At 58.6% G+C, this 24,262-nt stretch carries 20 protein-coding genes, 1 tRNA gene and 1 pseudogene; 3 read left to right on the forward strand and 19 right to left on the reverse strand.

The window, feature by feature from the left end:
• Positions 1-92: 92 nt before the first annotated feature.
• The 9 genes from LGH74_RS18505 to LGH74_RS18545 form a co-directional block, all read right to left on the reverse strand.
• Positions 93-1,775: a CotH family protein gene (locus tag LGH74_RS18505; protein ID WP_226177908.1), complete on the reverse strand. Its 1,683-nt coding sequence runs from the start codon at positions 1,773-1,775 to the stop codon at positions 93-95.
• Positions 1,776-2,321: 546 nt separating this feature from the next.
• Positions 2,322-3,041: a bacillithiol biosynthesis deacetylase BshB1 gene (gene bshB1, locus LGH74_RS18510; RefSeq protein ID WP_226177909.1), complete on the reverse strand. Its 720-nt coding sequence runs from the start codon at positions 3,039-3,041 to the stop codon at positions 2,322-2,324.
• 169 nt (positions 3,042-3,210) lie between these two features.
• Positions 3,211-4,314 (reverse strand): peptidoglycan DD-metalloendopeptidase family protein, encoded by a 1,104-nt coding sequence (locus LGH74_RS25025; protein ID WP_348533001.1) that lies wholly within the window; start codon positions 4,312-4,314, stop codon positions 3,211-3,213.
• Positions 4,315-4,449: 135 nt separating this feature from the next.
• Entirely contained in the window at positions 4,450-5,394 is a 945-nt protein-coding gene (gene trxB, locus LGH74_RS18520) for a thioredoxin-disulfide reductase (RefSeq protein WP_226177910.1), read from the reverse strand.
• Between the two features lie 348 nt (positions 5,395-5,742).
• Positions 5,743-6,606, reverse strand: a complete 864-nt coding sequence (locus tag LGH74_RS18525) for a sigma-70 family RNA polymerase sigma factor (RefSeq protein ID WP_073111364.1) — start codon at positions 6,604-6,606, stop codon at positions 5,743-5,745.
• Positions 6,607-6,726: 120 nt separating this feature from the next.
• Positions 6,727-8,892, reverse strand: a complete 2,166-nt coding sequence (pnp, locus tag LGH74_RS18530; RefSeq protein WP_226177912.1) for a polyribonucleotide nucleotidyltransferase — start codon at positions 8,890-8,892, stop codon at positions 6,727-6,729.
• A gap of 194 nt (positions 8,893-9,086) precedes the next feature.
• Positions 9,087-9,362, reverse strand: a complete 276-nt coding sequence (rpsO, locus tag LGH74_RS18535; RefSeq protein WP_226177922.1) for a 30S ribosomal protein S15 — start codon at positions 9,360-9,362, stop codon at positions 9,087-9,089.
• Positions 9,363-9,708: 346 nt separating this feature from the next.
• Complete coding sequence (locus LGH74_RS18540) at positions 9,709-11,142, reverse strand: LptF/LptG family permease (RefSeq protein WP_226177923.1); 1,434 nt, start codon at positions 11,140-11,142, stop codon at positions 9,709-9,711.
• A gap of 110 nt (positions 11,143-11,252) precedes the next feature.
• The gene (locus tag LGH74_RS18545) at positions 11,253-11,666 is read right to left on the reverse strand and encodes an START-like domain-containing protein (protein WP_226177925.1); all 414 of its coding nucleotides are present in this window, start codon (positions 11,664-11,666) and stop codon (positions 11,253-11,255) included.
• 139 nt (positions 11,667-11,805) lie between these two features.
• On the opposite strand from LGH74_RS18545, the gene LGH74_RS18550 reads away from it, so the two are divergent.
• Positions 11,806-11,879, forward strand: a tRNA-Met gene (locus LGH74_RS18550).
• 73 nt (positions 11,880-11,952) lie between these two features.
• On the opposite strand, the gene LGH74_RS18555 is transcribed toward LGH74_RS18550, so the two are convergent.
• On the reverse strand, positions 11,953-12,459 hold the full coding sequence (locus LGH74_RS18555; protein ID WP_226177927.1) for a hypothetical protein: 507 nt from the start codon (positions 12,457-12,459) through the stop codon (positions 11,953-11,955).
• Positions 12,460-12,731: 272 nt separating this feature from the next.
• Between LGH74_RS18555 and LGH74_RS18560 the strand changes: the two genes are divergently transcribed.
• Complete coding sequence (locus LGH74_RS18560) at positions 12,732-13,277, forward strand: GNAT family N-acetyltransferase (RefSeq protein ID WP_226177928.1); 546 nt, start codon at positions 12,732-12,734, stop codon at positions 13,275-13,277.
• 97 nt (positions 13,278-13,374) lie between these two features.
• On the opposite strand, the gene rplT is transcribed toward LGH74_RS18560, so the two are convergent.
• The 8 genes and pseudogenes from rplT to LGH74_RS18600 all read right to left on the reverse strand — a co-directional run bounded on the left by rplT (position 13,375) and on the right by LGH74_RS18600 (position 22,834).
• A complete protein-coding gene (rplT, locus tag LGH74_RS18565; RefSeq protein WP_129922792.1) occupies positions 13,375-13,719 on the reverse strand; it encodes a 50S ribosomal protein L20 in 345 nt (114 codons plus the stop codon).
• Between the two features lie 92 nt (positions 13,720-13,811).
• Entirely contained in the window at positions 13,812-14,006 is a 195-nt protein-coding gene (gene rpmI, locus LGH74_RS18570; protein WP_226177930.1) for a 50S ribosomal protein L35, read from the reverse strand.
• A gap of 138 nt (positions 14,007-14,144) precedes the next feature.
• A pseudogene (infC, locus tag LGH74_RS18575) lies at positions 14,145-14,693 on the reverse strand (translation initiation factor IF-3); the annotation flags it as partial.
• A gap of 327 nt (positions 14,694-15,020) precedes the next feature.
• Positions 15,021-16,961, reverse strand: coding sequence for a threonine--tRNA ligase (gene thrS / locus LGH74_RS18580; protein WP_226177932.1), 1,941 nt, complete (start codon positions 16,959-16,961; stop codon positions 15,021-15,023).
• A 129-nt stretch (positions 16,962-17,090) separates the two neighbouring features.
• Positions 17,091-18,224, reverse strand: coding sequence for a tetratricopeptide repeat protein (locus tag LGH74_RS18585; protein WP_226177934.1), 1,134 nt, complete (start codon positions 18,222-18,224; stop codon positions 17,091-17,093).
• A 53-nt stretch (positions 18,225-18,277) separates the two neighbouring features.
• The gene (locus LGH74_RS18590) at positions 18,278-19,132 is read right to left on the reverse strand and encodes a tetratricopeptide repeat protein (RefSeq protein ID WP_226177936.1); all 855 of its coding nucleotides are present in this window, start codon (positions 19,130-19,132) and stop codon (positions 18,278-18,280) included.
• Positions 19,133-19,242: 110 nt separating this feature from the next.
• Positions 19,243-22,224, reverse strand: a complete 2,982-nt coding sequence (locus tag LGH74_RS18595) for a DNA gyrase/topoisomerase IV subunit A (protein ID WP_226177938.1) — start codon at positions 22,222-22,224, stop codon at positions 19,243-19,245.
• A gap of 418 nt (positions 22,225-22,642) precedes the next feature.
• Entirely contained in the window at positions 22,643-22,834 is a 192-nt protein-coding gene (locus LGH74_RS18600; protein ID WP_226177940.1) for a hypothetical protein, read from the reverse strand.
• Between the two features lie 201 nt (positions 22,835-23,035).
• Here LGH74_RS18600 and LGH74_RS18605 point away from each other — a divergent pair, with 201 nt between their 5' ends.
• Positions 23,036-23,953: a pirin family protein gene (locus LGH74_RS18605; protein WP_226177942.1), complete on the forward strand. Its 918-nt coding sequence runs from the start codon at positions 23,036-23,038 to the stop codon at positions 23,951-23,953.
• A gap of 76 nt (positions 23,954-24,029) precedes the next feature.
• Here the strand turns inward: LGH74_RS18605 and LGH74_RS18610 are convergent, their stop codons facing one another.
• On the reverse strand, positions 24,030-24,218 hold the full coding sequence (locus tag LGH74_RS18610) for a hypothetical protein (protein ID WP_226177944.1): 189 nt from the start codon (positions 24,216-24,218) through the stop codon (positions 24,030-24,032).
• Between the last annotated feature and the right edge of the window lie 44 nt (positions 24,219-24,262).

The following is a 24,262-nucleotide window of genomic DNA, read 5'->3' on the forward strand; positions in this document are numbered from 1 at the left end:
ACTAGGCGGTTCCCCGAAAAATGACAACCGCCGCTCCGAGCACATCGGGGCGGCGGTTGTCGTTGGTGGCCAGGGCGTGTATTCAGCCTAGTTTACCGCAGGAGTATCTTCTCGGTTTTGACGGTTTTGTTGGTCAGTACGGTAGCCACATAGAGGCCCTTGGCCAGGTGACGCACGTCGAGGGTAGTACTGCCGCTTTTCAGGCGGGCTTGCAGCACGATTTTGCCGCTGATATCTCGCAGGATAACTTCCGCCTCAGGTGTGTGCGCTTCCACGGAAAGGAAGTCAGTGGCCGGGTTCGGATATAGCTGCACGCCAGTAGCAGCGACGGCCGAGGTAGCACTCAGTACCGAGGCGCATTGCTGATGCTGGCCGAAGGCCCCATCGAGGTAGCTAAGCCGGCTTTGCACCCAGGCGCCTATAAAGGTTAGGTGGGCCTCGTCGAAGGGGAAGCCCGACCAGGTGCTGCCCTCCCGCTCGTACACGTTATTGGTGCGCAGATAGGCATGGTTGGCCCGAAACTTTTCTACGATGCGGGGCTGAGTAATAACATTTTTGCGCAGCTCTACCCAGCGCTTGTGTACCAGAGCCCGGAAGCCCGTGGGAGAGCAATCCTGCAGCAGCCGGTCGTAGAAGCCGTTGCCGAGCAGGTCGGTGGTTACTGTGTCGGGCTGCCCGGCCCAGTTGTTGCCAAATACCCCGTCCAGGTCCCAGGGCACGTAGAAATAAGGGTCCCCGGTTTTGTATTTGGCAATGTAGATGTTCTTGCCAGTGTTGTCGGCGGCCCGGGTCAGGTTCAGAAACAGGTAGTAGTCGACGGCACTCGTTATGTCGAAGCGCTTGGCGTAGTCGCGGTAAAACTCCTCGTTGGGGCTGTTCTTGACGAAGCTGACGAAGTTGTAGAGGTTGGTCCAGTTGATTTCCTCCTCGGGGTGCTTGTACTCAAACCCACCCCAGATGTCGCTCGTGTTGTCGAAAGGCGGCAGGCCGGTAAAGGTCACGGCTCCGCCCCAGTCGCTCCCCTTGTACAGCTCCCCTTTGATGCCGTTGCTGTACTTTTTGAGCTTAAGCTGCTTGCGGTCTACCCGCTCGGTCAGCGCATACAGGCCCCGGTACTCCTCATTGACGAATAGCTCGACATAGGTCATGGCAATGCCACTGACGGCATCCGGCTCGGCACTTTTGTAGTACACCTGGTGCATTTCCTTCCACAGCTCGTTGGCCACTTTGCTGTTCAGGCGCATGGGCTCGTTGTAGAGGGCCTGCAGGTTCCACTTGTTGTCGGTGCGCAGGCCCAGCAGGCTCAGGTCCCGACTCACGGCCCCGGTGGTATCGTTCCAGAAGCTGAGTTCGAACGACTTCTTGGGAAACGACTGCGAGTACGCCCCGCGAATTTCGACGCCCAGGTCCGACTGCGTCACGGTGCCGTTGCTTTCACTGAGCGAAAACTGCGCGTAGACGCTCGGGCTATCCACTATGGCGTGCCTGGTGGAAATATGGGCCACCGGCAGCGCGGTAAAGTAGAGCTTGTAGGGCGTGCCACCCAACTCCACCAGATACGAGACATTGGTTTGCCACACTGCCTGCGGCTGCGGAAAGGTGTAGGTCTGGTCGAGCCTCAGGTGCGTCTTTGCCCCCGGACTTTCGGTGTTTAGTGCCGCAACGCTTTTATTAATTACAATCAGGTGGTGAGCCTGGTCGATATGATAGTAGGCCGGCGCAATTGCAAGGGTGTCGCCAGCCGTTGCCTGCACCGCCGGAAATAGCAAAGTCACAAGTAAACGTGGTAATTTTGAAAGCATGAAGGGACTTTAAGTTTTTGACAACTAATTAAATAGCACGCTAGCACGAGCACGCAAAGCCTACGCTTGCGCACCCCGGTAATTTGTAATCATGCATACAGCTACTGCAGCTCCACGCCATTTGCCACTTTTCGGCGACTAGCTAATCCAGCGCAGAGCAAGACTCAGGGCTGAAATCCTGATCTGAGATTCCCAAAACCGGTATTCGGTTGCATCCGGCAGCAAAAGAAACGAAGCTCTTATTTCGCCTACATAGGGAAAGCCTATTTTTCGCAAACGGGCTGCGATTTACACACAAAACCCGGCAAATGATAATTAACGCGCATTATTAGTCAATAACTACTACTCTACAGGCCGTAGATCCAATATTTCCAAAAAGACTAGACGCAAAAAGCCCCGGCCGGCAGTCCGACCAGGGCTTATCAACTTAAGTACGGGCGACTATAGCAGTGCTCCGGCGACAGGAATACTGCCGGAGTATTGTCTACCGGTATTGTGGCTAGTGGCGGAGCCCGTTTATCAAATCAGCGTCGTAATATCCCGCACGCCCACGGGCCTTTCCCGGGTGAAGCCTTCCCCAAACTCGACGCCGATGATGTGGCCGAACTCCCGGGCCCGGGCTTCCATAAACTGGCTGAAGACCGGCGTCGATAGGTAGGTAACCGGCTCCTGGCTTTCGGGGTTGAAGAATTGGGTTTTGTAGGCCTGAATGGACTCCCACTTCTTGGGCCAGAACTCGGAGATGTCGACCACAAAATCGGGGGCAATCTGGCGGTCCTGAATGTAATGGTACACGTTGCGAGGCCGCCACGGCGCCTGGGGCCGGCCGTCGGCGTCGAAGGTTTCAATCATACGTAGGCCGCTCAGAAAGCAGGCCTCGGAAGCCAGGCTGGCCCCGCGGCCGTGGTCGGGGTGCCGGTCGTGAATGGCGTTGCAAAGGACCACGTCGGGCTGGTAGCGGCGCAGAGCCGCAATGAGCGGCAGCTGGTGTTCCCGGTCGTTGCGGAAGAAGCCGTCGGGCAGGCCCAGGTTTTCGCGGGCGCTCAAGCCCAGGATGTGGCTGGCCGCTTCGGCTTCGGCGGCCCGGGTAGCTGGCGTGCCCCGTGTGCCTAGCTCCCCCCGGGTGAAATCCACGATACCAACTTTCTTGCCCAGCGCGGCGGCGGCCAGCAAGGTGCCGGCAGCCGACATTTCAACGTCATCGGGGTGGGCGCCAAAGGCCAGGATATCGAGTTTCATGCGGGTGGGTGGGTTGATTTTACGGGAGGCAGTCAAAAAACCTGTCATCCTGAGCAGAACGAAGGACCTTATCACCGAAGAACAAGTCGTTGTTACGCTTGTCTTGCGAACGTGATAAGATCCTTCGCGCTGCGCAGGATGACAGGTCGTTAAAGCACAATTACAGGCTCTACTTAATCCGCAGTGTCTTGCCGGGGCGCAGCGTTTTCACGTTGCCGTTCAGGCGCCGCAGCTGGGCCTGCGACACGCCGTACTTCTGGGCAACTTCCGAAAGCGTGTCGCCGCTGCGGATGCGGTGCGTGACGACCCGACGGGCGGCGGAAGCGGCCGAGGCGCTGCGCTTTTTGGCGGCTGCTTTGGCCTTCAGGGCCTTGCTGTAGTAGTCAAACAGGGCCGAGGTAATCTGGAAGTTGTCCTTGAGCAGCTTGTAGTCGGGGAAGTCGTACATGCGCTCCGGGTCGATGGGGTTGCCCTCATAGCGAATTTCGAAGTGCAGGTGGGAGCCGGTGCTGCGGCCCGTGCTGCCCCCGCGCCCGATGAGCTGCCCGGCTTTTACAAAGGTGCCGGGTGCTACCAGGGCCTTGCTCAAATGGCCGTATACCGTCTCAATGCCGTTGTAGTGGCGCACCAGCAGGTAGTTGCCGTAGCCGCCGCCGTCCCACTTCGAAATGCGTACCACCCCGTCGAAAGCCGAGCGCACGGAGTCGCCGGTTTCCAGGTCCAGATCCACGCCGTAGTGCCAGCGGTAGCCCCTAAAGCCGAAGTCGGAAGTGAGGGGCGTGGAGCGCAGGGGCATCTTGGCGAAGCGCTGCTTCTCGGGTTCGATAAGCCGCAGGTTTAGGGTATCCCGGATACGGCGGCCATCGACCCGGTAAGGGTTAATGTTGCGCGTATCCCAGATAGCATAATAGCCGGCTACCTTAATCCAGGAGCTGTCAATCAGCACTTCTTCGCTCATTTCCACAATCTGCGGCTCGCCCTCGTTCAGCGTGGTCGTATCCTCACTAACGATGGAAAGCTTCTTGGCCGGATTGAAGAAAATAGAGCGGGCCTCGTCCGAGTTATCGTCGGGCAAATCCTTGGTTTCAATCAGAATCGTAGTATCAGGCCGCACGTACTTAATCTGGGGCGACTTGATGCGGAAGAAGTCTTTCCGCTTGCCGGCCGAGCCGGCCTTGGCCTTCGGTTGCGGCGCCTTCCGGCGCTGGGCCTGCGCCTGCCCCGTTGCCAGCAGCGCCAGCACCAGCAGCAACGTCCCCAGCCAGTATTTCACAAATTTCAACAAGAGTGAAGCTGTTTAGTGATGTAGTGATGTAGCGAATCAGTAATGGAAGGAATAGCCGGTCAACTTGCAGGGTTTGTACAAATTGACCGGCAGATTCACTTCATCATCAAGTCGCTAACTCACTTAATGAACGCCCAGCGCGGCCAGGTACCGCTCGGCGTCGAGGGCGGCCATGCACCCGCTGCCGGCGGCCGTCACGGCCTGGCGGTAGGTGTAGTCCTGCACGTCGCCGCAGGCAAAGACGCCGTCAACGTTGGTTTTGGCCGAGCCGGGAATGGTTTTCAGGTAGCCCTGCTCGTCGTGGTGCAGGTAGGGCTGGAAAATCTTGGAGTTGGGCTCGTGGCCGATGGCCACGAAAAAGCCTTCAACGGCCAGCTCGCGCGTTTCGTGTGTGAGCAGGTTTTTCACCCGCACGCCTTCCACCGCAAACTGCCCCAGAATCTCGTCGGTACCCGTGTTGAAGAGCACTTCAATCTTGGGATTGTCGAGCACGCGCTTCTGCATGATTTTCGAGGCCCGCATCTCCCCTTTCCGCACCAGCATGTACACCTTGTTGCACAGATTGGCCAGGTACGTAGCTTCCTCGGCGGCCGTGTCGCCGGCGCCCACAATGGCCACATCCTTGCCCCGGTAGAAAAACCCGTCGCACACGGCGCAGGCCGATACGCCCGAGCCATTCAGCCGCGCCTCCGATTCGATACCGAGCCACTTAGCCGAGGCCCCGGTGGCAATAATGACGGCATCGGCCGTCAACTGGGTCTTCTCGTCAATCGTGACCTTGTGCGGGTGGCTCGAAAAGTCGACGGCCGTGGCCAGCCCGTAGCGAATATCGGTGCCAAAGCGGGCCGCCTGCTTTTTGAGGTCCTCCATCATCTCCGGCCCCATAATACCGTCGGGGTAGCCGGGGAAGTTTTCCACGTCATTGGTAATGGTCAGCTGGCCGCCAGGCTGCAGGCCCTGGTACATAACGGGCGCCATATTGGCCCGGGCCGCGTAGATAGCAGCCGTATAGCCCGCGGGTCCCGAGCCGATAATCAGACACTTAACGTGTTCCGTGGTATTCTCCATGAGAGTAGTTGTGGCAATTTGAACTGCAAAAGTAACCTTCGCCGCGGCTTTTCACCCGCGACGCCTAACATTGGTTAGTCCCTAGCTTAAACTGAGCCATAGCCGGATTTATGCCTAAACGGCAGAGCCGGGCTACGGTACTGCACCAAGAACGTCAGGCGGAGGCAAAGCCACAGCCTGTCGCGTGTGCCGGTGAGGCACTACTCAGGCCTCAACCCGCAGCAGTATGTATCGGCCAGCACTGACTCTTCTTAATACTGGGTTGGATTTTTCGAATCACACTCACCAATCCACAAAGAAAAACCCCAACGGAACGCTGGGGTTTTTCTTTGTGGATAAGTAAAAAACTTATCCCAGGTAAGGTTTCAGGGCCTTGCTGCGCGAGGTGTGGCGCAGGCGGCGAATGGCTTTTTCCTTGATCTGGCGTACCCGCTCACGGGTCAGGTTGAACTTCTCGCCGATTTCTTCCAAGGTGAGGGAATGCTCGCCGTTGAGGCCGAAATACAGGGTGATGACGTCGGCTTCGCGCTTGGTGAGCGTGCTCAGGGCGCGCTGCACTTCCTTGCGGAGCGAGTCGTTCATCAGGCCGGTATCGGGGCTCTCCTCGTCTTCGTTTTCCAGCACGTCCAGCAGGCGGTTCTCCTCACCTTGCACGAAGGGAGCATCAACGGATACGTGACGGCCCGAAATCTTGAGCGTGTCGACCACTTCAGAAGTCGTCAACTCCAGTACTTCGGCAATTTCTTCGGGCGAGGGCTCCCGCTCGAATTTCTGCTCCAGCTCGGAAAACGACTTGGAAATCTTGTTCAGCGAACCGACGCGGTTCAAGGGCAAACGCACAATGCGCGACTGCTCGGCCAAGGCCTGCAGAATCGACTGGCGAATCCACCACACGGCGTAGGAAATGAACTTAAAGCCCCGGGTTTCGTCGAAACGCTTGGCGGCTTTAATCAAACCCAGGTTGCCCTCGTTGATCAAGTCGCCCAGCGACAAACCCTGGTTCTGGTATTGTTTGGCCACCGACACCACGAAGCGCAGGTTGGCTTTGGTTAGCTTTTCCAGCGCTTGCTGGTCGCCTTCTCGAATGCGTTGCGCCAGCGTTACCTCCTCGTCGGGGGTTAGCAAATCTACCTTACCAATCTCCTGGAGGTACTTATCCAGCGACTGGCTTTCGCGGTTGGTGATTTGCTTGCTGATCTTTAGCTGTCTCATTGCGGGCGCGGAAGTAGGGTATTTCTGAAAATATTAAAACATCGGGTACCCTTTCTACGGGTATCGGCTAATTGTGACCAACAGACCGATACCCGCGAAAGTTCTACGGCAGAAAAATGGTTAGGCTTGCGCCTCGCCGTTGCTGCCGGCTACGCGCTCCGGCTTGGGCAGCAATACCTTGCGCGACAAGCGGTACTTGCCCGTCTTCTTGTCGATGTCGAGCAGCTTTACGTCGATTTCCTGACCCACTTCAAGCACGCCTTCCAGCGTGGCGAGGCGGTCGTGCGAAACCTCCGAGATGTGCAGCAGGCCGTCTTTGCCCGGCATGATTTCCACGAAGGCGCCGTAGGGCTGAATGCTGCGCACTTTGCCTTTGTAGGTTTCGCCCACTTCCGGCGTGGCCGCAATGGCTCGGATCCGGTCGATGGCCGCCTGCATGTCTTCCTGGTTGGAAGCGTAGATGCTCACGTGGCCTTTCTCGTCCTTCTCCTCGATGATAACCGTGGCGTTGGTGTCCTTCTGAATCTGCTGAATGACTTTGCCGCCGGGCCCGATGACGGCCCCGATGTACTCCTTATCGATGATCATCTTATGCGAGCGAGGCGTGTGAGGCTTCAGCTCGGCCGCGGGCTGGCTGATGGTTTTGGCCATTTCGCGCAGGATGTGCAGGCGGCCCTCACGAGCCTGGTGCAGCGCCGCCGTCATGATTTCGGCGCTCAACCCCTGGATTTTGATGTCCATCTGGCAAGCTACGATACCCTTTTCGGTGCCGGTTACTTTGAAGTCCATGTCGCCGAGGTGGTCCTCATCGCCCAGGATGTCCGAAAGCACGGCGTACTCACCGGTTTCCTTGTCCTGCACGAGACCCATAGCAATGCCCGAAACGGCGGCACGCACCGGAATACCAGCGTCCATCAAGGCCATCGAGCCCGCACATACGGTAGCCATCGACGAAGAGCCGTTCGACTCCAGGATGTCCGACACGATGCGTACGGTGTAGGGGTTTTCGTCGTCCGAAGGCATCACCTTCTTCAACGAGCGCTGGGCCAGGTTGCCGTGGCCGATTTCGCGGCGGCCGGGGCCGCGGTTAGGTTTCACCTCGCCGGTCGAGAAGGCCGGGAAGTTGTAGTGCAGCATGAATTTGCTGTAGCCCGAGGTCATGGCCGTGTCGATGATCTGCTCATCGAGCTTGGTACCGAGGGCTACCGTGGTCAGCGACTGGGTTTCGCCGCGGGTGAACAAGGCCGAGCCGTGGGCACCGGGCAGGTAGTTCACTTCGCTCCAGATGGGGCGGATTTCCGTCAGCTGACGACCATCGAGGCGGGTGCGCTCTTTGATCATCATGTCACGGATAGCTTTCTTCTCGGCCGAAGAGTAGTAGCGGCCGAACATTTTCATGTCCAGCTCGGGCTGCTCTTCCAGCAGTTTCTCGGTCAGCGACTTCTTGATGGCACCGAAGCCTTCCTTACGGCCGGCCTTGCTGGGGTTGCCCGAGTGGGCCACCTTGTACGCCTGCTCGTACACGCCTTCCTGAATACGCTTTTTCAGGTCGTCGTTTTCCTCGTACTTGGGGTACTCGCGCTTCACATGGGATTTCTCCACTTCGGCGGCCAGCTCCAGCTGCACGCGTACCTGTTCCTTGATGGCTTCGTGGGCAAAGGCAATGGCTTCTACCATTTCTTCCTCGCTCACTTCGTTCATCTCGCCTTCTACCATGGCTACCGAATCGGCGGTGGCGCCAACAATCAGGTCGATGTCGGCGCGGGCAATATCGGCGGTCAGCGGGTTGATTTGCAGCTTGCCGTCGATACGGGCCACGCGAACCTCCGAGATGGGGCCGGCGAAGGGAATATCCGAAATCGAGAGGGCAGCCGAGGCAGCCAGGGCGGCCAGCGCGTCGGGCTGCACGGTCTTATCGGCCGAAATCAGGGTAATCATCACCTGCACCTCGTAGTGATAGTCCTTGGGGAACATCGGGCGCAGAATACGGTCTACGATGCGGCACACCAGAATTTCGTAGTCCGAGAGGCGGCCTTCGCGGCGCTGGAACGAGCCGGGAATGTTGCCGGCACCGCCGAACTTCTCTTGGTAATCGACCGACAGGGGCAGGAAATCCACGTCGCCGCGGGCGCTGGGCTGCGACACGACGGTAGCCAGCAGCATCGCGTCGCCGAGGCGCACGACTACGGCACCATCCGCGAATTTGGCCAGCTTGCCGGTTTCGATGGAAATCTGCCGACCATCGGGCAGGGTAATGGTTTTGGTAATAGCGGTGTAATTGGGCATCTTCTCAGTTTGCTTGAAAAAGCGACAGCGGGCGAGCAGCCTGGAAAAACAAGGGGCCGGCATCGGTCCTGTTTTGCTCTGGGTAGGCGGGAATTGCAAGGGCAACACCTGACGAGCACGGATTCGTTACCAGTCAGGCCAAAAAAAGAGCAGGGAACCTTCGTAAAAAGGCTCCCTGCTCCAATAGGGCGAGGTTACTTGCGGATACCCAGCTCTTTAATAATCGCGCGGTAGCGGTTGATTTCGCGGTGCTGCAGGTAATCCAGCAGACGGCGACGCTTACCAACGAGCTTCAACAGGCCCAGACGGGTTGAGAAGTCTTTCTTGTTCACCTTCAGGTGCTCCGTGAGGTGATTGATGCGGTGCGAAAACAGAGCAATTTGCGATTCAGCTGAGCCAGTATCAGTTGCAGTTTTGGTCAGGCTATTCTTCGCGAAAATTTCCTGTTTTAGTTCGGTAGTGAGTTTCATCGGCAGATAGGTTTTCCCCGTCTTGGATTTAAAATGTAAAAAAGCCACCCCGCACCTCGGGGTGGCCGCAAAGGTAGGGATTTACTGGGGAATATGCTAATGCGTTGGAATGTGGGTAATGTGCTAATGGAAGAGACGTGTCCTTGCGAGGCGCAGCCGTGGCACCCAAAGGACAGCGAAGCCAATCCGTCCCCCTGCGCGGTATGCCCCGCGCTTTTACCACAAAGCCCTCAACCGTACTAACGATTGAGGGCTTTTCATGGAAGGACACTCCGCACATGTCAGCGGACGGATTGCTTCGTGCCTCGCAAGGGCACTTTCAGCATTAGCACCTGAGCACATTAAATCAAACAGCTTTCTTATAGCCTCGGAACGGCCATTTTACTTTGCGGAACAGGCGGCCCCAGAAGTCGGTTTCGAGTAGGCCGGAGTCGCGGCGGGCCTGGTTGAGAAAGAAGACACCGACCGGCAGCAGCAGCACAGTGGCCATCCAGACGCCCGAGGCTACGGGCATAATTCCTTCCCGGCCATACTTCTCGCCGATGATGGACAGCACGTAATAGATGATAAAGAAAACGATGGAAATCAGCACGGGCACGCCCAAACCGCCTTTTTTAATAATAGCGCCCAGCGGGGCCCCAATCAGGAACATAAGCAGCACGGCCGCCGATTGGGTGTACTTCTTGTAGATTTCAATCCGGAAGTTGCCGGCCTCCTTGGCCAGGTTGCTCATGTGCTCGGAGGTGCTGCCCACGTAGGTGCGTAGGTTGCGCACCCGGTTTTCGGCCTGGTCCAGCAGATTGGCATTCAGCACAGGTAACTTGGTGGCGGGCACCTGCCAGTTCTCCACCTTACGGTTCAGGGCCCGGCCGCTGGTATCGAGCCGCATATACACATAGTACGGATTGAGCTGGCGCGGGAAAAGGCGGCGCTCCTGCACCAGTTTGTTGTGCAGCGAATCGGTGTACTGCTGCAGCTGGGGAATATTCTTCATCATCTTATTCCCCGTAAACAGCTTCTGATCCGTCAGATTCAGATTGAAAGAAGCCAGGGAAAAAGTAATCAGATTGCGGTCAAAGACCTGACGGTAAAAAGAAGCCCCGGCCCGGTCGCGCGCATCGGGCTGCTCCACGTAAGTGCGGCCGTGGAACAGTTCCAGGGCCAGGTAGCTGCCCCCGAAACGAGTAAACATGCGGCCTGAATCGGCCAGAATAACGGTGGCATTGCCTTGCGCGTTCCGGTGGTCGTAGATCATTACGCCCTTGAGCAGGTCGCCGTTTTCGCCTTCTTTCTGGTTGACCTTAATCGTGTAGCCGGGCAGGCCGGTGTAGAATACGCCTTCCTTGATATCGAGAGCCAACTTCTGCTGCCGTACGTCCCAGAGCAGGCTGAAGGTTTGCAGGTTGGCGCTGGGCACGATGCGGTTGTTGAACCAGAATGCCAGGCCCGTCAGCAGCAAACTCACAATCAGCACGGGCCGCAGAATGCGCGTCAGGGAAATGCCGGAGCTTTTGATGGCCGTCAGCTCGTGGTGTTCGCCCAAATTACCATAGGTCATCAGCGAGGAGAGCAGCACGGCCAGCGGCAGGGCCGTGGGAATGGTGATGACGCTGAAAAAGAAAATCAGCTTGGTAATCACCTGCCAACCTAGATCCTTGCCGATCAGGTCATCCATGTACTTGAGCAGGGTGACCATGAGCAGGATGAACTGCACCACGGCAAACGTGAGCAGGAAGGGCCCGGCAAAGGCCCGTAGAATGAGTTTATCGAGTTTTTTCATGACAGGCACTCCCCTGCCCGGCCACCGGGTGCGGCCGCCGCCAGGGAGCAAAAGACCAACGAAGATACAGCTCGTTTTGCTCTTGCTCCCCCAAGTTTATTTTCGCGGCTTCAGCCGCCAACCAGCTCACGCAGCTTCAGAATGAGGCTTTCCCACATTTCCTGCAGCTCGATATCGTCGGTTTCTTCGCTGTAGTCCATCACCCGCAGGTATACTTCCTGGGTTAGCTGCGACTCTTCCAAACTGAAGTCCAGATAGTTGGCATCGGGCGTATGGCGCTTGTTCTGGTCCAGGAATACGAAGCGCACCGAGCGGTTGGTGCGGTGGGAGCTCATTTCGGCGTAGTGCGACTGATTGTCCCAGATGAAATTGTAGCGGTGGTCCTCATCAATGCGCACATCCTGGCAGAACCACTGTGACAGGCCCGAAGCCGAAGCTAAATACGGATACAGGATTTTGGGTGAAGCATTTACGGGAAGCTCGACCGTGAAACGGTGCTTGGAACGAGTAGCGGAAAGCGGCATAAGCTGAACAAAAACTTAAGAAGAGAGGGAGAGCCCAGGGAAGAGACTTCGATGGGTAGAGCCAATATACACGGCTTTTTTTTTACACAAGGCTTGCGACAGTCGAAATCTTGTCATTACCTTTGCACCACCAAAACAGGGCGGGGTAGCTCAGTTGGTTAGAGCACAGGATTCATAACCCTGAGGTCACGAGTTCAACTCTCGTCCCCGCTACACTTGAAAAGGCCTTCCTAAACCAGGAAGGCCTTTTTCGTTTTCACTGACCCGTTCGTTCGCCTTTCGGCATCTATTCTACCACCCGGAATTCGACGACCCACACCCACTCGTTCCGGCTCCAGGCCGTGGGATAAATAGATTCGATAAGCGTCCGGAAAGCGTCTACCGCCGATGCTTGCGGGCACCGGCGCCCGGCCTCAGAATCAGCGCTGTACCCTGGCCCGCTACCCAATGCTGCCGGGAGCAAAACGATGCCTTCGGCCAAGGCCTGCGCTTCGGTAATAGCCTGCACCTGCTCGGCCCAAACGGCTGTTATTTCCAGCCTGACTGACGGCGCTTCCTGCACGCGCAGTACCTCTCCGGGTTGGCCAAATGGGCTGGCAATAGGCTCCACCAGAACAGCAGGCCACTGCCGATTGGTAAATAACGCGGAGCCGGCACTCATGCCCTGGAATTGGTAGTGGTCGGGAGCCTCGTTTAGCAGCAACGTGGGAGCGAAACGGCGACGGGTAACCGTTTTGCGGCCGGCGCGCAGCGCGTCCAGCATCAGAGGGCTAAATGAGAGCAGACGTTGCATTGGTAGCGGGCATTGAAAACAGCTTGGGCAATAAAATACTACCTTCCTTTTACTCTGTTTCTTCTTAATAAATACCGGCCGGGCGACCGGCGGCTGCTACCTATGGAGCAGGACATCTTGCCTTTTTTCCAAAGATACTGCCTGTGGCGGGTACGCCCCGACTTCGGCCGGGCCACGCCGAGTAATTCCTGTTGAGTGAATGTCCGCATTGGGTTATGTAGCCTTGAGCTTTTTACTTTGCTACTCTACTCCTGCAGTACCATTTCATACCGATGCTCAGCACTTACCCGCTCACCAGCCCGATTCCGACCATTAGCACCGAACGGCTGCGGCTGCGTGGCCATTACAGTACCGATCTGGCCCCGTTTACGGCTATGTTTCAGCAGCCTGCGGTTTACACCTACCTCGGCGGCCAGCCAGTGCCCGAAGAAGACGTCTGGACCAAGATACTGCGCAACAATGGCCTATGGCCGCTGCTGGGCTTTGGCTACTGGGCCGTGGAGGAAAAGGCCACCGGCCACTATATCGGGGCCGTGGGCTTTGCCGACTACCAGCGGGCCATTGAACCCAGCATCAAAGGGGAGCCGGAAATCGGGTGGGTATTGAGCCCGCAGGTGCATGGCCGGGGCTATGCCACCGAAGCCGTGCAGGCCGCCCTGGCGTGGGGAAACCGGCATTTTACCAGTTCCCGCACCGTTTGCATCATCGACCCGGCCAATACTGCTTCTCTGCGGGTAGCGGCCAAATGCGGCTATGAGCCGGTGCAACTTACTAGCTATAAAGGCCAAGACATTCTGCTGCTGGCCCGGCCGCAGTAGCCTGTTTCCTTCAATTGAACACAAAAAAAACCCGCAACCAGAACTGGTTGCGGGCCTTTTGAGCAAAGAGCGTATCTGGCGAGCCAGACGAGGCTATTTACTTAATCTTCTCCACAATGCCTTTGAAAGCGGCGGGGTGGTTGAGGGCGAGGTCGGCCAGAACCTTGCGGTTCAGTTCGATGCCGGCCTTTTTCAGGCCACCCATCAGTTGCGAATACGACAGGCCATGCTCACGGGCGCCAGCGTTGATACGCTGAATCCAGAGGGCGCGGAACTCACGCTTCTTAACTTTCCGGTCGCGGTAAGCATAGAGCAAGCCTTTCTCTACGGCGTTCTTGGCGACGGTCCATACGTTCTTGCGACGGCCGAAATAGCCTTTCGCCAGACGCATTACTTTCTTGCGGCGGTGGCGCGAGGCCACGTGGTTTACACTTCTTGGCATAACCTACTTGTTTTTGGCGGCCGGTGACTGTACAAATGAAGTCTTCGAGACCGGACGCCGGGTTGAAATTTATGAAAAGCTACTCGCTGAACTTAGATGTTCAGCATGTCCTTCACGCGGTTCATGTCCGCGGAGCTAACCAAGGTTACGTGCGTCAGGTTGCGCTTCTGCTTGGTCGACTTTTTGGTCAGGATGTGGCTTTTGAAGGCGTGCTTCCGCTTCACCTTGCCCGAGCCGGTGAGCGTGAAACGCTTCTTAGCACCGGATTTCGTCTTTACTTTCGGCATTGTGGTATGAATTGAGAAAAAAGAAAATGTGGGTGGGGAGGCTTATTCCTCTACCTCTTTGGGCTGCGCCTCTTTCGGAGCCGGAGCCCCGTCTTTGGCACCAGCGGCCGGGGCAGCAGGCTTCGGCTTGGCAACCGAGGGCGCTACTTTAGGGGCCAAGTACAGGAACATGCGTTTGCCCTCGAGCTTGGGCAGCTGCTCTACTTTGGCCAGCTCTTCGAGCGCCTGGGCAAACTTGAGCAGCAGGATTTCGCCCCGCTCCTTGAACACAATGGAACGTCCCACAAAGTGAACGTAGGCCTTGATCTTGGCACCTTCCTTCAGGAATTCCTGGGCGTGCTTCAGCTTAAAGGCGAAGTCGTGGTCATCGGTGTTGGGGCCGAAACGAATTTCCTTCAGAACTACTTTCGTAGCCTTAGCTTTCATTTCGCGGGTGCGCTTCTTCTGCTCGTACTTGAATTTCGAGTAGTCGATAACGCGGCACACCGGCGGCGTGGCAGTGGGCGAAATCTCGACCAGGTCGAGGTTCTGCTCCTGAGCCATCCGACGGGCCTGCTCGATTGAATAAATGCCTTGCTCGACGTTTTCGCCGACCAGGCGTACTTCCCGGGCCGTAATCTTCTGGTTGATTTTGAACGGCTCCTCTACCTGAGCACGGGGAATGTAGCGGCGGTTGGGGGTTGCTATGAGTTGGTCCTCCTTCTGAAAGGTGAGCTGATTATCTTTTAAGCTGGTTGAATGCTACAATGCCGGAGCTTTGTGGGTTCAATCAGCGGGCGAATATCCGCCTTTTTTTCCAAACCCTCAAAAAAGGCTATATAATTTAATGTCCTGGCCATGATTCCTTGTGTACTTACAAGACATAAGCTGACGCAATTCGTCATTGGTAATATGCCGAGTCACTTGATATAGAAAGCCCTTTCCTGCCCAAGCAGGAAAGGGCTTTCTGAGAAAAGCACGAGTCATACTGTGTAGCGCGAAGATTGATTCGCGCTACTCGCACCGACAGGTATTCTACCCCGCCATCATGGCCTCTACCTGCTCTTGGAAGCTGCGGATAAAGGCATCGAGGGGCACGCTGCCAATGTCGCCTTCGCCGTGCTTGCGCACCGAGACGATACCGTTTTCCTGCTCCTTCTCTCCTACTATAAGCATATAGGGCACCTTGGACATCTCCGCATCCCGAATTTTGCGGCCGATTTTCTCGTCGCGGCTATCCAGGGAACCACGCATTTCGGCCTGTACCAGCTTGTCGTACACCTGCTGGGCATACTCCTGATATTTCTCCGAAATAGGCAGCACGGCGAATTGCTCGGGCGAGAGCCACAGCGGGAAGTTGCCGGCGCAGTGCTCGATAAGCACAGCCACGAACCGCTCCAGCGAGCCGAACGGGGCGCGGTGCAGCATCACGGGGCGCTGCCGGGAATTGTCGGGGGCCACGTACTCCAACTCGAACCGCTCGGGCAGGTTGTAGTCTACCTGAATGGTGCCCAGCTGCCACTTGCGGCCCAGCGCGTCGCGCACCATAAAGTCGAGCTTGGGACCGTAGAAGGCCGCCTCGCCCAACTCCGTGACAGTGGTCAGTCCCTTCTCGGCGGCGGCTTCTTGAATGGCCGCTTCGGCGCGGGCCCAGTTCTCGTCCGAGCCGATGTACTTGGTCTTGTTTTCCGGGTCGCGCAGGGAAATCTGGGCGGTGTAATCGGCAAAGCCCAGGCTCTTAAACACGTAGAGGACAATGTCAATAACCTTCAGGAACTCTTCCTTTACTTGATCTGGCCGGCAGAAGATGTGAGCATCGTCCTGGGTGAAGCCGCGCACCCGCGTGAGGCCGTGCAGCTCGCCGCTTTGCTCGTAGCGGTACACCGTACCAAACTCGGCGAAGCGCACCGGCAGGTCGCGGTACGAGCGGGGCTTGGTCTTGTAAATCTCGCAGTGGTGGGGGCAGTTCATCGGCTTGAGGAAAAACTCCTCGCCGGGGTTGGGCGTCTTGATGGGCTGGAACGAGTCGGCGCCGTACTTCTCGTAGTGGCCGCTGGTCACGTAGAGCTCCTTGGAGCCGATGTGGGGCGTCACGACGGGCAAGTAGCCGGCCTTCACCTGGGCCTTGCGCAGAAACTGCTCGAGCCGCTCGCGCAGAGCCGTGCCCTTGGGCAGCCACAGGGGCAGGCCCGCTCCTACTTTCTCCGAAAAAGCAAACAGCTCCAGCTCCTTGCCCAGCTTACGATGGTCGCGGCGCTTGGCTTCCTCCAGCTTTTCGAGGTACTCGGTGAGCTCCTTGGCCTTGGGGAAGGTGATGCCGTAGATGCGCGTGAGCTGCTTGTTCTTCTCGTCGCCGCGCCAGTAGGCACCGGCCACGTTGAGCAGCTTCACCGCTTTAATCGGGGAAGTATCGGGAATGTGCGGGCCCCGGCAGAGGTCGGTGAAGTCGCCCTGTTGGTAGAAGGTGATGGTGCCGTCGTCGAGGCGCTCGAGCAGGTCGAGCTTGTACTCGTCGCCTTTCTCGGTGAAGTAGGCAATGGCATCGGCCTTGCTTACGTCGCGGCGCTCGTAGCGGCTTTTGTTCTTGGCCAGCTCCAGCATCTTCTTCTCGATTTCGGGGAAGTTCTCCGTCGAAATCGTGCGGCCTTCGCCCAGGTCGATGTCGTAATAAAAGCCGTTTTCGATGCTGGGGCCAATGCCAAGCTTCACGCCGGGGTACAGCGCCTCGAGGGCTTCGGCCATGAGGTGGGCCGACGAGTGCCAGAACGTGGCCTTGCCGGCGGTGTCGTTCCAGGTCAGAATTTCGAGGTTGGCACTGTCGTCGATGGGGCGGTTCAGGTCGCGAACCTCTCCGTTTACGCGGATGGCCAGGGCGTTGCGGGCCAGGCCCTCGCTGATGCTGGCGGCCACATCGTAGCCCGTTGCGCCGGACTCAAACTGGCGGACCGAGCCGTCGGGAAGCGTGATGTCAATCATGAGTGGGAAATAAAGTAGCTATACAAACAGCGTTAGCCCGCAAGTTAGCAGCTTGAGGCGGTTTTTAGCAGGCAAGAATAGAATTGAGCGGATATCCCGGCAGTTGCTACCAGGTAAAACAGCACTACCCTACTCCGTTACGGTGGGTGTGAAGCGCCGGGTGATGGGCGCAATGGGCTCGACGGAAGGGCGGCGGTATAGCCGGTACGTAGAGTCGGCGCGCAGCTGGCGGGCTTTTTCGCCGGCTTTCCAGACTTTGAAGGTCCAGTGGCGGTTGCCAGGGTTTTCGGCCACCAGCAGCCGGTATTGCGCCAGCGCATCGGCATTGCGGCCCACGCTCTCAAAGCTCTCAGCCAGCATCTGGCGGGCCGCGGGCAGGCGCGGCGCGCGGCGTACGGCCCGCTGCAGGTGCTGAATAGCCGTGGCGTACTGCCGCTGCTTAAAGGCGGCCAGGGCCAGGCGGTAGTCGGCGCGGTAGAGCGTGGTATCGAGCGTGATGGCGCGGGAGTAGCAGCGCAGGGCGCTATCGGGCTGGTTTTGCAGCTCAAACTGCCGGCCGTGGTCGTACCAGAGCAGGCCGTAGGTAGGCGCCAGCTTCAGGCCGCGCCGGGAGTAGACCACCGCTTCGGCCGGCAGCCCGTGGGCATTCGAGAGAAAAGCCAGCTGGTGCAGGGTTTCAGGCTGACGCGGGTCGCGGGAGATGCTGGCCCGTAGGTAGTGCAGGGCCTGCACCGTGTCGGCGAGGGCAATGTAGGCCACGCCCTTGTAGAAGAGCGCGGCGGCGTGGTCGGGCTCCTGCTGCAGGGTCCGGTCGAGCTGGTCGATGGCATCCTGGTAGTGGCGGGCGGCCAGCTGGGTTTCGCCCACCAATAAGTTGAGCTCCGGTGACGAAAAGCCGCGCCGTGAGGCTTCCTGGGCCGCATCCAGCGTGGCTTTAAGCTTATTCTGGGCCCGTAGCGCCCGGGCTTTGGTGAAGTAGAATTCGCCCGGCGCGTCGTCGAGGTCAATGGCTTTGTTGATATCTTCCAACGCGGCTACTATTAAGCCCGCATCGAGGCGAAAAGCGGCCCGGCGGGCGTAGAGTGAGGCATTGCGGGGCTGGCGGGCAATGGCGCCTTCCAGTTCCTGGGCCTGAATGCGGGGCCCGCTCTGCACCGTGGCCAGATTTACCATCGTTTCGGAGCGGCTGGCCGGGGCTTGCTCGCAGGCGCTCAGCAGCGTAGTGCTCAGCACAAAACCCAGAAAGTGGCGAAGGAAACTCACGGCAGAAGGAAAGGCAGTTGGGCAAAGATACGTGGCTTCGGCGCTTGGCGGCCTTAGAGCGTCTTTTTGACTTTGTGGTGGAGCTGCTTGAGCATTTTGCGGTTGAGCTGAATCAGCATCGCGCGGCAGCGGCGGCTCATTTCCAGCTCCTCGCTGGTAACGGGCGTAAGCTGGGCCGCTTCCTGCAGCACGTTGCTGGCGCGGGTGCGCTGGCCCTGGTTGAGGTGCACGCGGGCTAGGTCATAGCAGTACTGAATTTTTTTGGGCTCCAGCTCGTGGGCTTTTACCAGCGCCTCAATAGCCTTGGGTGTGCTGGCGCTGCCGGGCATGCCGCCCAGAAAAAGCTGGCTATAGACTTTTTCCAGCACGTTGTAGTGGTCGACGCGGTAGTGCCAGCGGCCCAGCAGCTGCCAGGCATCGGCCCACTTGGGCGCCTTTTCTACGGCCTTGAACACATAGGGCTTCATTTCCTTGTAGGCCACCAGCCGCCCACGGTTGCTGAGCAGCGTGGCCTGGTTGACCAGCGCCAGGGCTTCGGCATAATTGGATTCCGCTCCTTCCGGTTTTACCACCAAAGCCCGAGTGGAATACAGGCGAGCGGCGGCGAAATAGGCAGCTTTCCGGGTTTCATCGGTGTAGCGGGTGCCGATGTGCACGCTCAGCACCGAGGCCTGCCAGAGGGCTTCGTAGTGGCCGGGGGCCTGGGCCAGCACCTGCTCGTACTTGGCCAGCGCCTCCGACTCCTTGTACTTCTGTTGCAGGGCCCGGGCCTCGGCCAGCAGTTGGCTGATGTCGGTGGCCAACACTAGGAGGCGGTTTTCGGCGCCCACGGGCCACCCCGCTCCTGCCAGCAGCAGGAGCAGCAGCAACAGCCACTTTTTAGCGCAGAAAATCGGAGAAACCGGCATTAACAGAGAAAAGCCAAATCCGGCCAGCCCGGACTTGCGCTGGCGAAGGTGGCCTTGTTTGGCAAGAACACAAAAAAGTACCCCAGCTTCTCAACCGGGGTACATTACTTTTAGAACAACCCGAGCTGGGCTTTCGGTCGGCGCAGAATGGCCTGGGCCCGCTCCACGTCTTCATCCGTCACCTCCACCGGGCCCGTTATATCGGGCAGCGGGCCGGTGCCTTCGGGCGCGGCCGCCGCGGGGCGCGGAATGGTGGCCGGGCCCTTCTTCTTGGCTACCTGCCGGCGCTCCGGCTCGGGGCCTTCGTCGGTGAGCAGGGCCACGGAGTGGATTTTGAAGTAGTTGAGCTTGTTGCCCATGGCCTTCCAGCCCTTCACGTCGATAAACTCGTGGAGCAGCAGCTTTTCGGTTTCCTTGTCGGCCTTTTTGTCGCGCTGCAGCTTGATTTCCACCTGGGGCTCGGCAAAGGCCGTGGCGGCCAGCAGCTTCGAGCCCTTGGTTTCGGAAATGAAGATAAAGCGCTTCTCCAGGGTGCTCGTCTCGATTTTGAAACGCTTCACGTAGTGAATCTTCGTGTCACCGTCCATGTACACGGCGCTGAGTACGGTGTCGGGCTCCAGCTTGCGCAGCAGCACAATGTTGGGCACGTCGAAGTGCAGCGAAGGGTCAGGCGCCTTCATTTCGTACGAGCCATCTTTGTACACCACCAGCACCGTATTGTCGGTGTCGAAGGTACCCAGGTAGCGGCCGTGGCCAGCGGTGTTGAGGCGGCCCACCACGCTGTCGAAAAAGACCTCCCGGCCGCCCAGCGTGGAGTCGCCGAGGCTTTTCTGCGTAATTTTCTTGATGGGCTGCTTAGTCACGATGTTGCCCATCGAGCCCTTGCCCTTGATGGCCAACTCGGCAAAGTCGAAGTCGAACTGCTTGACGCGGGCCGGAGCCTTGTCGGTGAGCTGCACGCCCACCAGCTCCGACTCGGAGTTGGGGTTGGCCGTCAGATACAGCACTTTCGAGTTTTTGCCGCCCTTGGTCAGGTCGTACACTTTGTCGCGGGTGATGCCCGTGACCAGGAAGCGCTTGGCGTAGGCCACGCCCGAGGGCCCGTCCTGGTACACCATGTTGTACACCAGCCGGTCGTCGTTCTTGTTGTAGACGCCCACGTGCAGAATGTCCTTGCCGACGAAGGTTTTCTCGGCAATCTTGAACACGGTGAACGTCCCGTCGCGGCGGATGGCAATGATGTCGTCCAGGTCGGAACAGTCGCAGATGGTGACGGCGCTTTCGTCTTTTTTGAGGCCGTAGCCCACGAAACCGTCGGCGTAGTTGACGTAGAGCTTCTGGTTGGCCACGGCCACTTTCTGGGCCGTTACCACGTCGAAGGTGCGCAGCTGGGTTTTCCGCTCCCGCCCGGCGCCGTACTTTTTCAGCAGGTTTTCGAAGTAGGCAATGGCGTAGCGGGTGATGTTGGCCAAGTTGTCGGCCACCTCAGCCAGCTCGGCTTCGAGCCGCTGGATGTACTCGTCGGCCTTGAAGCCGTCGAACTTGCTGATGCGCTTGATGCGGATTTCGGTCAGACGCGTCAGGTCGTCCTCGGTGATGGGGCGGCGCAGCACCAGGCGCTGGTCGTCGGCCTTGGCCCGGGAGCCTTTCACGCGCACAAATTTGCTCAGGCCCTTCTCGATGGTTTCGAGAATATCGGCCCAGGTTTCGCACTCCTCGATTTTGCGGTAGATGCGGTTTTCGATGAAAATCTTCTCCAGCGAGGCATTATGCCACTTTTCCCAGAGCTCATCCTGCCGGATTTCTAGCTCACGTTCCAGCAGCCGTACCGTTTTCTGGGTGCTCAGCCGCAACATGTCCTCCACGCCCACGAAGCGGGGCTTGTCCTCGATGATGACGCAGGTATTGGGCGAAATCGAAATTTCGCAATCCGTAAAGGCGTACAGCGCGTCCATCGTCAGGTCGGGACTCACGCCGGCGGGCAGGTGCACCTGGATTTCGACGTTGGCGGCCGTGTTGTCGACCACCTTGCGGATCTTGATTTTGTTGGCTTCCGAGGCCTTCACGATGCTTTCCATCAGCGCCGTGGTGGTGGTGCCGTAGGGAATGTCGCGGATGACGAGCATGGTCTTATCGGCCTTCTCGATGGTAGCCCGCACCCGGATTTTAGCCCCGCGCAACCCGCCGTTATAGTTGGTAATGTCGCAGAGGCCGCCGGTGGGAAAGTCGGGAAACAGCTGAATTTCCCGGCCCCGCAGCACGTCGATAGAGGCCTTGCACAGCTCCCGGAAGTTGTGGGGCATGATCTTGGTGCTCAGGCCGACGGCAATGCCTTCCACGCCCTGGGCCAGCAGCAAGGGGAACTTGACGGGCAGCGTAGTAGGCTCCCGCTTGCGGCCGTCGTAGCTCATCTGCCAGTCGGTGATGTCGGGATTGAACACCACTTCGAGGGCAAACTTGGTGAGGCGGGCCTCAATATAACGCGGCGCGGCCGCCCCGTCGCCGGTGCGGATGTCGCCCCAGTTGCCCTGGGTTTCGATTAGCAGATCCTTCTGACCCAGGTTCACCATAGCGTCGCCAATGGAGGCGTCGCCGTGGGGATGGTACTGCATGGTCTGGCCGATGACGTTGGCGACCTTGTTGAAGCGGCCGTCGTCCATTTCCTTCATGGCGTGCAGAATGCGGCGCTGCACGGGCTTGAGGCCGTCTTCGATGGCGGGCACGGCCCGCTCCAGAATCACGTAGGAAGCATAATCCAGAAACCAGTTCTGGTACATGCCGGCCACGGTGGCCACGTCGTGAATGGTTTCGCCGGGGGCAAACTTGGGCTCCTCCTCGGTTTCCTCCGTCACGGGCGTCGATTCAGTTACGGCCTGCACGTCGTCCGACGATTCGGAGAGCAGCAGCTCGCCAGCTTCGCTCACGACCGACTCGGCCGTTTCGTCTTCGTCGCTCGCAGTAGCAGCCGGACCAGCCGCCGGGCCGGGCGTGGCACCGAACTCAATGGAGTCGCCGGCGCCGAACAGGTTGGGCTGCTCTTCCGGATTCAGATCGTGGGAATTTTTCTCTTCTGACACAGTGGGGTGTGGCATTGGCCACGGTTAATGTTCTTGTACCACTCTCCCAGCCTCGCGGCCGGAAGGATTTTCACGCAACAAACCGGCCCGGGAAGGGCACGGGCAACAACATGTAGGAGTCAACTCATGGGCGCAGAGTAAAAGCTACAAAGAAAACCAACGGGACGGGGCCATAGCAGCCCGCAACCCCGGAATATCAAAAGTACCGTTAGCTGCGCAGAACGCAATATTTGTAATGCGGACCACGGGCATAAAGTTCCTAATTATATTAGCCAAAGCCAAGCTTCCGGCTAAGTTTCCCGCCTTCTAAATCCGGCTTTATAGACACCTGACGCCTGATATACCCCGGCCCAGCCACCCAAATTAATTAGCATCAACATTCCTACTGCCTGCCGCTTCCCAGTCCAGCTTCCCAGCTCCGCCCGTTGGCAAGCTAGTCGCCCCAATAGTCGAGAGCGGCCAGGATGCAGAACACCACCACGAAAACAACGACCGATGCCCCCGCCGCCAGTACCATGCCCAGGCGGGGAAAGAAGCCCCCGGTATGACTGTCGCGCACATACTTTATCCAGTAGAGCAGCCCCAGGGCCAACGGCAGAAGCAGCCAATAAGGAGAAAAAGACATGGAGGATTGAGTAAGCACTGCTTATAATTCGTTGCCGTTACGGCAAGTCAAAATAGGGCGAGGATATCATCCGGCCTAGGCCGCCAAGGGAGCCCCGCCGGAGCCGGGGTTCAGGATAGCGAATTCCAAATAAATACCGAACATTGAACGGCCGCCGGCGCTTTATTGCCGGCCAGTATTTCATCCTCCGACTCTTTTTCTATGCTCGACTTAGTTATCAATGCCCGGCAGGCGGCCATCAGCGCCGGTTTCGACGTGAAGCGTATCCTGCCCTTCCGGGAGCGGCGCATGGTGGGGCCCTTTATCTTCATGGACCACGCCGGCCCCGTATCGGTGCCCGCCGCCCAGCTCCAGAGTCTCGACGTGCTGCCCCACCCCCACATCGGCCTGAGCACGGTGAGCTACCTGTTTGGCGGCCAGGTAACGCACCGCGACAGTCTGGGCGTGGAGCAGATCATCCGGCCCGGTGAGGTGAACTGGATGACGGCCGGCAGCGGCATTGCCCACTCCGAGCGGTTTGAGGACCCGGCCACGCTGGCCGGCGGGCAGCTGGAAATGATTCAGACCTGGGTGGCCCTGCCCGAGGCCGACGAGGAAACGGCCCCCAGCTTTACCAACTACCAGCCCCACGAGCTGCCCATCTTTACCGAGCCCGGCGTGTGGATGCGCCTGATTGCGGGCGACGCCTACGGGCTGCGCAACGGCGTGCAAACCCATTCGCCGCTGTTTTACCTGCACGTGGTGCTGCAGCCCGGCACCCGCTTCGGGCTGCCCCTGGGCCATCAGGAGCGCGGGGCCTACGTAGCCAAGGGTCAGGTGGAGGTAGCCGGCCATTTTTACTCGGCTGGGCAGCTGCTGGTATTCACGCCCGGCCAGGATCCGGTCATCACGGCCCGCGAAGCATCCACGCTCATGCTGCTGGGCGGCGAGCAGCTGGGCCCGCGCTTTATCTGGTGGAACTTCGTGTCGTCGCGCAAGGAGCGCATCGAGCAGGCCAAGGCCGACTGGGCTGCCGGCCGCATTGCCCTGCCCCCCACCGACAACCACGAATTCATTCCCCTGCCTCAGGATAAGTCGCGCCCGGCCTCCTCGGGGGCCGCGCCCGAGCCCCTCTCGTAGCCCGGTTTTCTACAAGCGCAAAGGCCACTCCCGATGGTTCGGGAGTGGCCTTTATGGTTTCTGGGGCTTCGTGCGCTTATTGGGTGCCGAGCAGCGTCATCGTCGGGGCGGCGTCGGGGCTTTTGGCCCGGCGGCTCACCACCAGCAGGCTGATCAGGGCCAGCAGCAACAGCCAGCCCATAGCCCGCTGCCGCCAGGGCGACGAATTGTTTTGGCCGGTCGGGCCAGAAGTGCCCGCCGAATAAGATTGTAGTGATGATGCCATAGATGTGGAGATGGAAGGAGCGGAAAAATACCTGTACGGATTAC

The organism is Hymenobacter lucidus (assembly GCF_020447265.1).
Taxonomy (GTDB): domain Bacteria; phylum Bacteroidota; class Bacteroidia; order Cytophagales; family Hymenobacteraceae; genus Hymenobacter; species Hymenobacter lucidus.